Here is a 14,817-nt window from a genome sequence, read left to right on the forward strand (position 1 = left end):
GCACTAGGTGGCGGATTCAACGGGTGTTAACTGAGCTGGAAACTCTTCGACGCGCTTTTCAAAGCGTCCAAAATGCAACGCCAAAGTTGGTAACACCAAGAGGTTGAGAGCTGTTGAGGTCACTAATCCTCCCAAGATAACGATAGCCATAGGCCCTTCAATTTCATTGCCGGCAGCGCCACTGGCGAGCGCCAAAGGTAGCAGTCCCAACGCGGTCACCACGGCTGTCATCAGAATCGGTACAAGTCGCTCGGCGGCACCCCTTCGAGCTGTTTCCGGGCCCCATGTCATGCCTTCTTCATTCACCAGGTGTGAGTAATGGGAGATGAGCATGATGGAGTTGCGCAGCGTGATACCAAACAGGGTGACAAACCCGACCAGTGTTCCCAATGACAAGTTTCCACCGCATACCAACACAGTCAATACACCGCCTACCAAGGCAAAGGGCAGGTTCACGAGTACTAAGACCAACGCACGCATGCTTTTGAGGGCGAGGAACAGAAGCAGCATGATCCCAATGATGGCAACCGCTGTGTAAACCAGTAAGTCCTGTTGCGATTGCACACGTGCTTGTTCCTCTCCAGCAAACAAGACGTAGGTTCCCTTGGGTAAAGTGACCTCCTTGTTAATTCGCCGTTGAGCCTCCTGAACGAAGTCACTCACCGCACGGCCATGTACTGCGGTCGAGACTGTTTGCAGGCGTTGACCACCGCTGTGCATGATTTGGTAACGGCTGGTGGTTTGAGTGATCACGGCCAGTTGATTGAGCGGCACCGTGGTTCCGGTTTTGTTGCGTAGCAGCAGTGAACCGACAGCCGCGATGCTGTGGTGGGTTGCGGGACTCAACGAGACGGTGACGTCATACGTCTGGTTGCCCTGATAGATCTGGTTGGCGGTCACTCCGTCGTAGGCCACCTGGATCGCCTCCATCACATCAACCGGCTCGAACCCCCAGTGTGTCAATTGCTCAGGCCGCAGCCTGATGGTTAATTGCGGCACATGCTGGGCGGACTCGACTCTCAAGCCGATGGTGCCGGGGATTCGACCGATCACCTGTGCAATTTCCTGGGCTTTGCTGTCCAGCACATCCAGGTCAGGGCCAAAGACATTGATAACGACCGGCGCGGTGACGCCGGAGATGCTTTCGTCCACCCGCTCAGTCACGAACGTGTTCACCGACGTCGTTAGCCCCGGGAAGCTGGCCAGCACGTGTTGAATACGCGCTACGGCCTGGGTTTCCTCTGCGGCGGACAAGCTATTTAAATCCACTTCGAACTCACTGACATGGACGCCAGTCGGGTCGACTACTTCACTGGCTCGCCCTGCGCGTTGCGCTACCAGCCGCACGCCGGAGACTGTACTCAGCTCCTGCGCTACACGGTCGCCCACGCGCATGGACTCGGTCAAAGAGGAGCCTGGGGCCAACGCCATATGGATGAGGTAATGCCCCTCCTTCAATTCCGGTATGAAGTTACCGCCAAAGAACGGGAGCGCGCTGGCCGCCACGGTGCAGAGAATGACGATCATCCAGACGATTGAACGAGAGTGCGACTCGATGCTGGCGAGTAGTTTCAGATAACGAGCCTTCAGTCGCTGCACCAGCTTGGGCTCTTCCGATTGAAGTGGCTTGGTTGTCAACAACATAAACGCCAGCGCTGGCGTGACCGTCAGGGCCACCACAAGGGACGCCAAAATCGCCAGGATATAGGCGAGCCCCAAGGGCGCGAACAGTTCCCCGGCAATCCCTGACAGTGCCAGAACAGGCAGGAAAATCAGTGCAACAACCAAGGTGGCATACACCACTGCACTACGGACTTCGAACGAGGCGCGCAATACCACCAAGGCCGGTGAGATGGGATGCTCCAGCGCTTGATTTTGGCGCAGCCGACGGAAGATGTTCTCCACGTCGACCACGGCATCGTCCACGACCTCTCCCAGGGCAATGGCCAAGCCGCCCAAGGTCATGGTGTTGAGACTTACGCCGAAGTGATGGAGCACGATCACCGCCGTTAACAGGGAAAGCGGAATCGCCGTAGCCGAGATGATCGCAGTGCGGATATTGAGCAAGAACAGAAACAGCACCAGGACAACCAGCACACTGCCCAGCAGCAGTGCCGTTTGCAGGTGACCCATCGCGGTTTCAATAAATTTGGCGGGGCGGAAGATGTCCGGATGCAGACTCACTTGTTCCGCTTCGAGCGCTGGTTTCAAGCTGTTCAGGGCGCTTTCCACACTACTGGAAACGCTCATCATGTCGGCGCCGTATTGGCTTTCCACCATCAGCGACACCGCTGGCTTACCCTCGATTGCCGCCGCACCGACTGCGGGAGCTGGCCCATAGGTCACCGTGGCGACATCGCCCAAGCGTACGGCGATACCACTCTGGTAGTTGAGCACTGTTTGCGCCAACTGCTCCGGTGTAGCGGTTTGCCCCTCGGTATTCAAGACGATGCGCTGGTTAGCGGTCTCCAGAAAACCTGCGCCTCTAACCCCCGTTGCACGCTGGGCAGCGCTCAATACGTCTTGCAGAGCGAAACCGTATTGCACCAGCTTTTTGGGATCTGCCTGAATCTGAAACTGCTTTAGATCACCGCCGAATACGATTACGTCTGCCACGCCTGGCACGCGTAATAATTGCGGTTTGATCGTCCACTCCGCCAGTGTGCGCATCTCCATCAGCGAGCGGGTGTCAGAGGTAATACCTGCGACCAGAGTGACGCTGGTCGATGACGTTAATGGCAATAGCGCAGGTGTTTTGACCCCGTGCGGGAGAATACCGGTGAGCGTACTGAGTCGCTCCGCAGCCAGTTGTCTGGCTCGGTATAGGTCAGCCCCATCCTTGAAGGTCAGCGTCACCATTGACAGCCCCGGCAACGATTTGGATCGCATGCTCGCAAGTCCCAGGGTGCCACCCATGGCATTTTCGACCGGCTGGGTAACAAGCATTTCAACCTGCTCGGACGATAACCCTGGAGCTTCGGTCTGAATCACCGCCAGCGGTGGAGCGAACTCGGGGAAAACATCTTGCCGGGCCTGAGTCAGGGTATAGATGCCATAACCTGCCAGCAGACACGCGAGGGCGATAACCACCCCTCGGAAGCGCACAGCGAAGCGGATAATTGAATTCAACATGATGTATTCGCTGCCGTCTGGTTAGTCGTCACATTCGGGGTCTTTGCAAGCCGATGCGGTGATGGGCGGACGCTGCTCTTCGGACAACAGCAGTTGCGCACCACGTACCACGACACGATCACCGGACTCAAACCCTGTGTTGACCAGGTACCCATTGTTGTAGGGGGTTTGGTCTGCGACAGGACGGCGGGTAAACCGGTCTTTGGCAATTTGCACATACGCCCACGGCTGCCCGCCAAACCATAGGATGGCCGCCTCAGGTATGACGAGACTGGTGCTGGTGGGTGTGGGTAATGGCAAATAGGCAACTACTTTGCTACCGACAGGAAGGGTAGCCGCCGCTCGGTAAAGGTAGGCACGGCCTTCTGTCGAAGCATCGACTTGAGGTGAGACCGAAATCAGGTGCGCCGTTTCCCGATGATGTTCGCTGGACTCAATCGTGATCTGTTCAGGCGCGGCCAAATCAACGCCGAGGGGGAGGGCAACGCGCAACAGCATGTCTTCGCGGTTCAACAGCCTACGCAATAGAGGGGCATCTTGCGCTCCGATCATGCCGGCCAAGGGCGCACCAAACTGTTGGAGCGCGCTATTGCGTACCGACTGCTGGTTGGCACTCGCGGCTTGCAGCTTGGTCTTGTCGGTACTCCATGTGACTTGCGAGGCTTGCAGCACCTTCAAGGCCACGCTCTGGTTGGCCTTGAACAGCGCGGCGTTGCGCTCATATTCCTGGCTAGAAGCCGAAGCGGCAGACTGTGCCGCTGAAGAGTCTGCTTGAGCCATCGCGTAACGAGTGCTCAGATCATTCAGCCCTTGCACATCGAGCACACTGCCGTAAGCAAGATGTTCCACTTGATGCCTGGACGCAGTGATCGATTCACTCTGAATTCCACTGATTGTCTGGGTCGTTTCATCCAGCGTGACGATGGTCAAACCTCCTTCGGTGGTGACCCGTGTTGGACGGGGGGCGACCGGAGTTGTAAGCACAGCCTGCATGGCTTGATAAGAAAAAAAGCCTAAAGGGCCTAATCCGACGACGGCTACCACCGCCAAGGTGATCAGTGGGATTTTGCTACGAAAGGGTGTGTTCATTTTCGAATGACCGCCTCGGTTGACTGGGCGTGCAATGGGATTCCATCGAGCGGTTGCTGGATGGCATTTTCAAGTTGGGTGATGGCTTGCTGGACTTGAACCACTGCATCCACGTGGGTCAGTGCATCGACATTCACAGCACGGCGTGAGCGTGATAGCGCCAGTCGGTCTATCGCGCCCAAGTCAAAAGAACGTTGGTCGGATTGAAAGGCGGCTGTTCGAGTCGCATCCTGAGTTTCGATGAGCGCCAGGTTCTGCGTGGCCATGCGATAGTGTTGTAGAGCGCTGTCGGTCTGATTGATCGCTTGGTCTTGAAGTGCTTCGACGTGAACGGCGGCTTCCTTACGATGCGCTTCGGCCTCCGCGATAGGCCCTTCATTGCGGTTGAACAGGGGGAGGGTGATGCCTGCCGGTGTAACGCTGTACTTGTTCACCCCTTGGTCGAATGAGTATCCAAGCCCGAGTGACAGGTTCGGATATTGCCGTGCAACTTCCAATTGGAGAGCGGCTTGGGTCGCTTCGTACTCGGCGAGGGCACCCAGGATGTCAGTGCGGTTCAGAACGGTTTGACGACGGGCAGCGCTATCAGGGATCTGCGGGGTCAGGCTCTCGAATTCACTCAGGTCTAGCTTGATGGATTCAAGAGCCCTGAGAGGAATACCAATGGTTTGAGCGATCAGTGCTTTGGCGTCCAGCATCAGCTTTTCGCTATTAGCCAAGTCACTACGATCACGCTCCAGAATGAACTGCTCCTGGCTCAACTCGAACGTAGAGGTCGACCCCAACGAAAGCTGTGTCTCCAGCATGGTGACTATGTTCTGCTGGGTTTCGACCTGGCGCTCGATAATCGCGTGGTGCTGGCTGGCGGCGTAAAGGTCGAGCAACGCGCTGCGGAGACGACTCCTTATCTGCCAAGCGGTTTGACCGATATTGAGACGGGCAGCGTCTGAGAGTTGTTGCGCTTGTGCCACTCGAAACCCACGTTTACCGGCAGTCTCAATTGGGATGTCGAGGGCCAGTCCGTACGTCCACGGTTTTATCGGCTGATCGGCGTATTGCAGTGGCAACGACAAGGACGGATTGGGTCGTTGATTCGCCGTTTCTGTCGCCGCTTCACCGCTAGTAAATTTGGCGCGTACCGCGTCCAGATCAGGACTGTAGTAATAGGCCGCTAGAGTTAATTTGCTCAGCCCCCAGGCGCTAGTGGTTTTGGGGAGGCTCGCTGTTATGAAGCGCTGAAGCTCTGGGTTAGTCAGAGAGCGCTCTTCATAAGCAGCCATCATTTTCTGAGGTGCCAGGGGTTGTGGTTGATAACTCGCACAGCCGGTAAGCAGCGTCATCACGATGAAAAGGTAGGGTTTGCGCATTAGAATTTTCTTTGAGGACAAAATGGTAGAGCACGATGAACTTCGTGAATAAAGCACGCATCTCCTCCTACAGCTGAGCGTTACGTCGAGCGGTTTCTGGAAAAACTCGTTGATATAGACACTCAAGAGCGTCGAGAAAACGCTCGTCGAGATGCCTCCAGCTCAGCACCTGTGGTACCAACCACGCGCTTATCAACGAGATCAGCAGCGACCCGGCAATATCGAATGGGAAATGCACGCCTAAATAGATACGCGCCCAGCCAACCGACATACCCAGCAGCAGCATCAACACGCCAAGTTCGCGTAGCGATGCCAGCATCAGAGCCATGGCCAACGTGAACATCACAGTGGCGTGATCGCTGGGGAAAGAGGACTCCGGGGTGTGTGCCAGGAGGTTTTGTCCTAGCCCCAGCATGAAGGGTCGTGGATGGAACCAAAGGCTACTGATCAGCAGATTGCACCCAAGCGCGAACACGATGCTGAGCGTGGCGGTTACCGCAGCGGCTCGATGCTGGCGTGTCCCCCGCAGCCACAATCCGATCAGCAACAGTGGTACGCCGGTGATGAGCCACTGCGCCAGAAAAGTCGCAAATAGCTGCATTTCCGCCGAGGAGTGCACGCTGGCGTTGATAGCCAAAAACAGGGTGCGATTGAACTCTTCCATGGGAGACCCGTTCAGGAGGCTAGGAAGCACCACGTTGTGATCGCGGTGCGATTGATACGCACCATAGTGGTTGTTTCCTTAAATCCACCTTAAGGCTGAATCTAAGAGTCGCATCAATCAAAAAATACCCGAGCGAACTCAGTCCGGAGTCCGCAACACTTCAACTTCTGAATGGCCATTCCTGAGCCTCGCTCCAGCGTATTTCGCTGAAAAAAACGTAGCCTCGAAGCCTGAAATCCTTCTGCTAATCTGACTGAACTGTCTTTAGCCTGGAATCGAATCGGATGTCATTCGTAGACTTGTTCGTCGCCCAAATCCTGTCCTTGGAAGTAGGGCTGTTCCATGCACATGCTCGAATGGAAGCCAGAACGGACAGTGAAGCCTTGCATGATCTGCGAATCAATCTGCGGCGTATCAGAAGCCTGTTGAGGCCATTACGCAAGATAGAGGGCATTGCGCCACTAAATGATGCTGCTGCCGAGGTGGGGAGGCTGACGACTCCTGCGCGGGATCTTGAGGTGCTGATCGAAGAACTCGAGGTACAAGGGGCTATAAAACAGGCGAATATCCGAAAGGCGATTTTGCAGGCCAGCTACAATCACATCGTCAGAAGCCGGGAGATCAAACAGCTCTTTTCACAACTGGATGAGTGGCCATCAGCCTTCCGTAACGCCGAGCGGGCGGACGAATTAAGCGGAGTTCAGAAAAGGATCCGTCAACATTTGGATAGACAGGTCGAATGTCTGAAAGTCGCGTTGGCGGATGCGCAGTTTGATCGCCACCAGTTAAGGATCCTGGTCAAGCGTACGCGCTATCTGGTCGATACCTTTCCTCAGAGTTCTCCTTTGTCCTCGGAGGCCGCAGCTTCGCTCAAAACCGTGCAGTCGGCCCTTGGCTCCTGGCACGACCATTTCCAGTGGTGCCTCAAAGCCAAACAGGAAAAGGATCTACAACCTCTTGCCGATGCCTGGCAGGCATCAGCCGACGCCGCGCTTTTGAAAGCAGAGGATCACTTGGAACAGCTTTTACGTCTGCTTGCGAAGAAATAGTGATTGAAAAAATGCCTTTACCGACGTAATGCAATGTCGCTTATGAAGTGCTCACCGGCAGTGATGCTAGCAATTCATCACAGCTTACCGGCAGGTAATGGGGCGCATCGAGTCGCGCTTGCGGTCGCTCGACAAAGGCTACGGCTTCCTCCTGACTGCGAAAACCCACAGCACAGGTGCCCAACCTTACCTCCCAGCCGGCTTTTCCCTGTACCTGTTCTATCTCAACTTTCATCCGTAAAGTCCTCAGCGAAAATGACACGAGGTGTTAATGATAGCCTTTTCGTATGTTGTTTAAAAAACCTCTTGACAGCTCTATTTAGAGGCTTTCCGGCTTATTGCATCGCTAATGCCATGCGGCTTGCATGGTAACACCTCAACCTGCGCGACCTTTTCGTACGGATCCCGGAACTTCATGAATGGCTTTCTAGCGCTTGAAGAGACTTTCATGATGAGTTTTAGCACGCCCTGAACTCCCAAGAGCTTTACTGATGATCAGTACAGAGATTATCCGTTGTCGGTAATTCTGCTTTGTTAGCCAGCTTGTGTTTGCTGGCGATGCCATACACATGTGTTCCCCGTGAAAGCGTCAGGCCAAAGCAGTTTTCCTGGTTGCTAATCATCATCCTGCTGCTGAGTGGTTCCTGGCATATGATGCAAAATCACAGTCAGGACTCTTTCCGTTACTCGCCCCAGCCATATGAGTCGTCCCAGATCGCCTACGCACCATAGTGGCCGCCTCCTTAAGTCCACCTTAAGTCCACCTTAAGTCCACCTTAAGGGTGACGTTGGTAGTCTTGTTGTCCTTGCAATCCTGAGAAACCTTGTTCTGAGGTGTTTGATTCAAGGGGTCAGGGTGTGCTTGGGCTGAGTGCTGAGAGGCCGAGCGAATTCAGAATTATCTGTGTCTTGTACGCCATATGCGCATAGTCAAGGGGGCGACACACCGCATGGCACTCCAGCGAAGCGCTGGCTTATGTGAGGGGAGAGATCAGGCGATGCGAATATTACTTGCAGAAGATGACCCGATGATCGGCAGCGGCTTGCAAAAAGGCTTGCGCCAGGAAGGGTACATAGTGGATTGGGTCACGGACGGCAAGGCCGCTGTCCTCGCATTGGAAACTACCCCGTATGCGTTACTGCTACTCGACTTGGGACTTCCGCGCCAAGATGGAATGGATGTTCTCAAGGTACTGCGTAAACACGATGAGCGCTTGCCGGTAATCATAATCACCGCCCGCGATTCGCTACCAGATCGAGTTGCTGGCCTTGATCACGGCGCTGACGATTACCTGGTTAAACCGTTCGCCATCGAGGAACTGGTTGCACGCATCCGTGCCGTCAGCCGCCGTCAATCAGGCCGTGTGCAGACCGAGCTTCGAGGCGGCCCCCTGCGACTTGATCCTGTACGACACCTGCTGTGGTTACGCAACGAGCCTGTCAGCCTGTCGGCCAAAGAATATGCGTTGCTGCACGAGCTGATGAAGGAGCCGGATACGGTGATATCCCGCGAGCAGCTAGAGGATCGCCTGTACGGTTGGGGAGACGAGGTCGGTAGCAATGCAGTGGAGGTTCATATCCATAATCTTCGTAAAAAGCTTGGGGCCGAGGTAATCCGTACTGTCCGAGGTGTCGGATATCACATTGGAGAGGACGCATGAGTTCGCTCCGTCGACGTCTGCTGTTATGGCTGCTGCCAGCCACTTTTCTGGCTGGGCTGCTGGCAAGTATCGGCACCTATTGGGGGGCTGTCCTTGAATTGGATGATCTGCTCAACGACCAAATGCGTTACCTCGCAGAACACATCAATGTGGATCCTGGTGAGCATGTGGTACTGACGGATACTGGCAGGAAACCCAGTCCACTCAGTGATGATAATGCGGACGAAGTACTGCTTCAGGTTTGGAGCGCAGGAGCCTTGAGTTTTACGACTGACCCCGCACTCACGCTGCCGCCGCCGCAGCAAACAGGCCTCAGTGATGTTCGGGTCGGAGATCAAATCTGGCACACGTTTATGAGCCAGCGCGGCGACAAGTTTATCCGGGTGGCTCAAGCAGAAAATAAACGCTGGGAAGAGCTCGCCGGTTTAGCCGTGCACCTACTATGGCCAGTGGTGTCACTGATCCCCTTGCTAGCCCTGTTTTTGTGGTTTGGTATCACCTATGGGCTAAAGCCATTGCGGGCAGTGGCGACAGAACTGTCTGAGCGTAACGTGAATAGCTTGCAGCCTATCGCTTCGAAAGGGTTGCCTGGCGAAGTGAAGCCCTTGGTCGATGCTCTCAACGATCTGCTGGAACGCCTGGCAAATGCCTTCGCCATGCAAAAGCACTTCATCGCTGATGCCGCGCATGAGTTACGCACCCCGGTAGCAGCGCTCTGCATCCAGGTTGAATTGGCGCAACGTGCCACTCAGGAAGTAGACAGGCAGGTATCACTTTCTGAGGTGCAGTCGGGTGTCATGCGCCTTACTCACCTGACACAACAGTTGTTGACCTTGGCTCGCCTGGAGCCTGACGCGCAGTCGCCAGTCATGCAAAGCGTTGAGTTATCCGCTCTCTGCAAATCGGTGATCACTGATCAGGTTCGTAGGGCTGAAGCCTCTGGTATTGATCTCGGGCTGACCGAGCATGCCGCATCTAGCATTTTTGGGGATCCCGAAACGCTGCGAATCCTGCTCAATAACCTGGTCGACAACGCCATTCGCTACGCAGGTGCCCAGGCAAAGATTGACGTGGCAGTACGCGATACCGACCAAGGGGTCGTGCTTGAGGTCTGCGACAATGGCCCAGGAATAAGTGCAGCGGAGCGTGAGCGAGTGCTTGAGCGATTCTACCGAGGCAACAATCAAACGGGCTCTGGCAGCGGGCTGGGGCTTGCAATTGTTAAAACGATTGCGGAGCAACACGGAGCTCAGGTCGTACTCGATGCTGCACCAAATGGCTTGGGGCTGCGGGTTCAGGTTATTTTTCCGTTTCAAACGGAAAAATACGCAGGGTAGAAAGCTCTCTAAAAGGCTCGGTGCGAAAACAATAAGTGTTCCGCAAATACATATAGCTGATTTTTCCAAGAGGCCGTCAGGAGGTTTTTTGCGCATTGAAATCGGAGATAAGATGCCCTCACGTTTTCCTGCACCCACATCGCGGTGACCAACGCCGTCGTGAAGACGAGGGGAACTCTGAGGATGGCTCTGCTCAGTTCCGTATCGACAAGACCAGCTCCTATCCCTGGTAAAGCACATTTCCTACCGCTCTGCTAACAGGAAACCATTTGAACTCTTTGCGGAGCCGGCAGCATTCTTTGATTATTTGCGTCGCACGCGGCGCGGGCGAATCAGGATCCAGCCATTCGTTGGCGATACGAAGATGTTCAATCCCGAAGATGTGAAGTACGCCAATGGCGTATTGGCGGAGTTACCGTATCCAACAGACTATGTGCGTTTGATGACAAAGGCTGCGGTTAAAGCTGTGGATCGGGTGTGCTGACCGGCTTCAAGTACAGCAAAGCTGAGGTGCTCCTGCTCAACCCATGCCAGAAAGGTGAATACATATATGATGTCTTTTCGATCCATCAAGCAGTATTTACAGAAAAATAATATCGATCCCCTATCCAGACCGGATCATCAATCTGCACGTGGCGGAGAAAACCCAGGTCAGCAGCGATGTGCTCCGCGTGCAACTTCAGTCCGTGCGGCCGATGCTTCTGCGAATTTGTGCCTGGCAAGTATCTCGAGTTGTGGCAGCCTGATTCACCGATCATGTCGCGTGGTATTCGATTGCTAATACGCCTCAAGGCGATAGCAACGTGGAACGACACATCCGGCGCGTCGAGGTTGGTCGCTTAACTATTTAGCTATTTAAGGATATGTATGTGCGTCACAAGGGTGTTGCAATCATGGTGCGGCAGTACTGGGGTACTAAAGTCAGAATTTCAAATTAATCGATAAAGTTTCGAAATGAAATTGGAATGATTCGTCCCTTTGTAAAAAGTGCTCAACCACAAGGAAATCCCCGATTTATTTAGGTTTTGTGGTTTCACGTCTTAGTGAGAAGCAATAACGAGGCAGGTACCGCTTTAAGCCATGTAACGTTACAGTATTGCGTTGGACTTGGGTTATGCCTCTCACTCGATCTTCACGTGTATGTGAGGGTAAGAAGTAGGATGTCGCTCAACCGAGTAGCTATAGGAGATCCGGATTGGCAAAAGACTCTACTGTATGGAGTAGTGTTTTTTGGACGGCTGGTCAGTATTGTAAGTGCTCAGATTGAGCTGGTGAGTTGGGATGTGGCGGTTCGTCGGTATATTTTGTAAATTAGCTGGGAGGCTGCAATTTTTCATGTTAATGAGCTAGCAATTAGTTAAACTTCGACAATCCGATAGCAAATCAAAAAAGGACAATCGATGACTATCCACGTTCTTCCATTGCAAGATCAAGCGGCCCCGGAAGGCATCTGTTTCGGGTGCGGAAGCGCACACCCAAGCGGTCTCCACATAAAAAGCCACTGGGATGCCGACGGAGTTCATGTTGTGTGCAAACACACTCCGGCCCCTGAATTTACTGGCTGGCCAGAGTTGGTTTACGGTGGTTTCATTGCAATGTTAGTAGACTGCCACTCGAACTGGACTGCGATGGCCTATCACTATCGTGCGGAAGGGCGGGAGCCTGGAGCATTACCTCGCATTGATTGCGTGACTGGGCAGTTGAACCTCACCTACCGTAAGCCTACACCGATGGGTGTCGAGCTCACCTTGAAGGCATGGGTTGAAGGAGAGGTAGGGCGCAAGTCACGGATTATTTGCGAGGTTTGGGCAGGTGATGTTTTGACGGTAATCGGCGACTCTGTCTTTGTCAGGGTCAGCACTGAGAAACTAAGGGCCGAAGCACAAGCGGTAATCTGAGTCGCCGTACGAGAAGCCGTAGGTGCGGTGTGAGTAGGTGGCGGATTTGCAATCCGTCACCTACTCGATCAGCTAAATAGCTTTTACAAACAAGGCGACTGCAACCACGCCGGACACAATGGCAAACCCTCTTTGTAAATGAGGCCCCGAGAGCTTGGCGGCGACCAGACGTCCGCTGATCATGCCTACTAATGCGCCAATGGAAAACGGAAAAGCAATTGCCCACTGCAAGTGTCCAGCCGCCGCGCTTGCGGCAACTCCGGAGATTGAAACCAGTGCAATAACGGCTAGAGACGTTGCCAGGACTGACTGTGCTGTCAAATCGGTATATCGCTGGAGCGCCGGCACCATGACAAAGCCGCCGCCGACACCCAGCAAGCCAGAAAGTCCACCCGCGACAATGCCAGAAACTGTGAGCGCCCACGCACAAGGAGCCGTCCAGTTTAGCTTGCCTCGGCTCGCGTCCAATAGGCAGGGCGGAGGCTTGTTCTTGACGTCTGTCTTTGACTCGGCGGAAGCAGGCAATGATCGTTGAAACACTCGAAATGCAACGTACATCAGCACAAAAGCAAAGACGATCGTCAGCGGGCGGTTAGGTGTGCGTTGTGCCAGCCAAAGGCCAAATGGGGAACACACGATCCCCGCTCCAGCGATCAAGAGCGCCGCTTTATAACGTACGGTGCCGTTTTTTAACCCCATCACAGCGCCCAAGGTTGCCGCTAATCCAACAGCAAGCAAACCAATAGGCCCGGCTTCGGCCATGCTCAATCCAACGCCAAAAACGAGTAACGGAACGGCGAGTATTCCTCCGCCAGCGCCAGTGAGAGCCAGAATCACGCCAACAGTAAACCCGAGCAGCAAGACTATGATCATCTCTCCCTCCTTGCTTTCAAGTCTGACTTCATGAGTCCGCCAGCTCTGGTTTTGCCAACCATTCATGGCCCTTCAGCATGCCCTTCCAATACAGCGGCGGAAGGATCCGCTCTTTGAGCAGCCATGCCAGTCGTGATGGACGGGTGCCTTCAATTAGCCAGGATGGAAAGCTTGGCGCTAGCTTGCCGCCATAGGTGAACTCAGCCAGCACGATCTTGCCGCGCTCCACCGTCAGCGGGCAGGAGCCGTAACCGTCGTAATGGGCGCTGCCTTTTGCTTTGCCCATGGCAGCCAGCACATTATGGGCAACGACCGGAGCCTGCTTGCGCGCTGCTGCTGCGGTTTTGGCATTGCTGGAGTTGGCAGCGTCACCTAACGCATGAATATTTGCCCAGGTCTTGTGGCGCAGGGTCGCGGGGTCGACGTCGATCCAGCCAGCCGCATCAGCGAGGGGGCTGACCCGGATAAAATCCGGCGCAATTTGTGGCGGTACCACATGCAACAAATCAAAGTTGCGAGTGACAAGTTGCGTGCTGCCCTCTGCGCTTACACAGCTGAATGTTGCTGTTCGGGCAGGCCCATCGACGCTGGTTAGCGTGTTGCCGAAATTCAGGTCGATACCATAAGCGGTGATGTACTCCATCAGCGCTGGCACGTAGTCGGGAACTCCGAACAGTACTGCGCCAGCGCTGCAAAACTCGATCTTGAATTTTTCCAGCACGCCAGTACGCTTCCAGTGATCGGCTGATAGGTACATCGCCTTTTGTGGCGCGCCTGCACATTTAATCGGCATAGGTGGTTGCGTGAAAATGGCCCGGCCACCCCGTAATTTCTGCACCATCTCCCATGTGTAAGGGGCGAGGTGATACAGATAGTTCGACGTCACACCGTTGCGGCCTAGCGTGTCGGACAGGCCCTCAATTGCATGCCAATTGAGTTTAAGACCAGGACAGACCACGAGTTGTTCGTACTTAACGACTCTGCATCCATCAAGAATCACGGCATTTCGCTCAGGTTCAAACGCGGCTACGGCAGATTTGATCCAATGCACGCCGCGCGGGATGGTCGATCCCATGGTGTGGGCTGTTTTGGCCGCGTCGAAGACACCGCTGCCGACAAGAGTCCAGCCAGGCTGGTAATAATGCACATCTGCTGGGTCGATAATGGCAATGTCGAGTTCAGGATCTCGTGCCAATAGGCTGGATGCGGTCGCGATACCCGCCGCGCCGCCGCCAATAATGACAACTGCATGCGAAGCCTCGGCAACTTCAACAGGAGTGCGCCCCTGGTTCGCGATCCGGCGAATGACACCTTTCATATCGAATCCAGCTTTTTTTGCTGTATCGACGATCTGCGGCAGGGGCTGCTGACCCGCTTGTGACAGTGCCCACATCGTTGTCGAACGCATGCCGGAGCGGCAATACGCCAACACTGGTTTCGGAAGGGATTCAAGTAGCTTGCCGAAGGCAACACCTTGCTCGTCAGTGACCTTGCCCGATTCAGCAGGGAGGTAGTGCGCCTCGATACCCATCGCTTGCGCTGCGCGCTGGATCTCGGCAAACAAAGGCTGATCAACGCCCTCGCCATCTGGACGGTTACAAACTATGGCGCGAAAACCGGCGTCTTTCAGTTCTGCCAACTGATTGGGCAAAATCTGCTCCGATACCGACAGTCCTGGCACGAGGTGGCGAATGTACATAGGTGTCTCCGTTAAAAATATTTTTGTTATGGGTATTTTTGCGGGCGA

Annotated in this window: 11 protein-coding genes and 1 pseudogene; 5 read left to right on the forward strand and 7 right to left on the reverse strand. The window is 54.5% G+C overall.

The genetic code is table 11. The annotated features are described in order from the left end of the window. Positions 1–3: 3 nt before the first annotated feature. The 4 genes from QN399_RS19010 to QN399_RS19025 all read right to left on the reverse strand — a co-directional run bounded on the left by QN399_RS19010 (position 4) and on the right by QN399_RS19025 (position 6,252). Positions 4–3,132, reverse strand: coding sequence for an efflux RND transporter permease subunit (locus tag QN399_RS19010; RefSeq protein WP_322178470.1), 3,129 nt, complete (start codon positions 3,130–3,132; stop codon positions 4–6). 21 nt (positions 3,133–3,153) lie between these two features. Beyond that, positions 3,154–4,221 (reverse strand): efflux RND transporter periplasmic adaptor subunit, encoded by a 1,068-nt coding sequence (locus QN399_RS19015; protein ID WP_330201422.1) that lies wholly within the window; start codon positions 4,219–4,221, stop codon positions 3,154–3,156. Next, the gene (locus tag QN399_RS19020) at positions 4,218–5,588 is read right to left on the reverse strand and encodes a TolC family protein (RefSeq protein WP_322178472.1); all 1,371 of its coding nucleotides are present in this window, start codon (positions 5,586–5,588) and stop codon (positions 4,218–4,220) included. The genes QN399_RS19015 and QN399_RS19020 overlap by 4 nt, the downstream gene beginning before the upstream one ends. A gap of 67 nt (positions 5,589–5,655) precedes the next feature. Beyond that, entirely contained in the window at positions 5,656–6,252 is a 597-nt protein-coding gene (locus QN399_RS19025) for an undecaprenyl-diphosphatase (RefSeq protein WP_330201423.1), read from the reverse strand. A gap of 284 nt (positions 6,253–6,536) precedes the next feature. Between QN399_RS19025 and QN399_RS19030 the strand changes: the two genes are divergently transcribed. Further along, positions 6,537–7,301 (forward strand): CHAD domain-containing protein, encoded by a 765-nt coding sequence (locus QN399_RS19030; protein WP_322178475.1) that lies wholly within the window; start codon positions 6,537–6,539, stop codon positions 7,299–7,301. Positions 7,302–7,341: 40 nt separating this feature from the next. Here the strand turns inward: QN399_RS19030 and QN399_RS19035 are convergent, their stop codons facing one another. Continuing rightward, a complete protein-coding gene (locus tag QN399_RS19035) occupies positions 7,342–7,536 on the reverse strand; it encodes a hypothetical protein (protein ID WP_322178476.1) in 195 nt (64 codons plus the stop codon). A 763-nt stretch (positions 7,537–8,299) separates the two neighbouring features. Between QN399_RS19035 and QN399_RS19040 the strand changes: the two genes are divergently transcribed. The 4 genes and pseudogenes from QN399_RS19040 to QN399_RS19055 all read left to right on the forward strand — a co-directional run bounded on the left by QN399_RS19040 (position 8,300) and on the right by QN399_RS19055 (position 12,197). Next, entirely contained in the window at positions 8,300–8,962 is a 663-nt protein-coding gene (locus QN399_RS19040; protein WP_322216354.1) for a response regulator, read from the forward strand. Between the two features lie 98 nt (positions 8,963–9,060). Next, positions 9,061–10,299: an ATP-binding protein gene (locus tag QN399_RS19045; protein ID WP_322178478.1), complete on the forward strand. Its 1,239-nt coding sequence runs from the start codon at positions 9,061–9,063 to the stop codon at positions 10,297–10,299. A gap of 358 nt (positions 10,300–10,657) precedes the next feature. Next, positions 10,658–10,863, forward strand: a pseudogene (locus QN399_RS19050) (DNA polymerase V subunit UmuC); the annotation flags it as partial. A gap of 836 nt (positions 10,864–11,699) precedes the next feature. Next, positions 11,700–12,197, forward strand: coding sequence for a hotdog domain-containing protein (locus QN399_RS19055; protein ID WP_322178479.1), 498 nt, complete (start codon positions 11,700–11,702; stop codon positions 12,195–12,197). A gap of 72 nt (positions 12,198–12,269) precedes the next feature. Here the strand turns inward: QN399_RS19055 and QN399_RS19060 are convergent, their stop codons facing one another. Then, positions 12,270–13,070 carry a sulfite exporter TauE/SafE family protein gene (locus QN399_RS19060; RefSeq protein ID WP_330201424.1) on the reverse strand — a complete coding sequence of 267 codons (801 nt, stop codon included), beginning with the start codon at positions 13,068–13,070 and terminating at the stop codon, positions 12,270–12,272. Positions 13,071–13,098: 28 nt separating this feature from the next. Next, positions 13,099–14,769, reverse strand: a complete 1,671-nt coding sequence (locus QN399_RS19065; protein ID WP_322178481.1) for a TIGR01244 family sulfur transferase — start codon at positions 14,767–14,769, stop codon at positions 13,099–13,101. Between the last annotated feature and the right edge of the window lie 48 nt (positions 14,770–14,817).

Source organism: Pseudomonas sp. 10C3, assembly GCF_036346185.1.
GTDB lineage: Bacteria > Pseudomonadota > Gammaproteobacteria > Pseudomonadales > Pseudomonadaceae > Aquipseudomonas.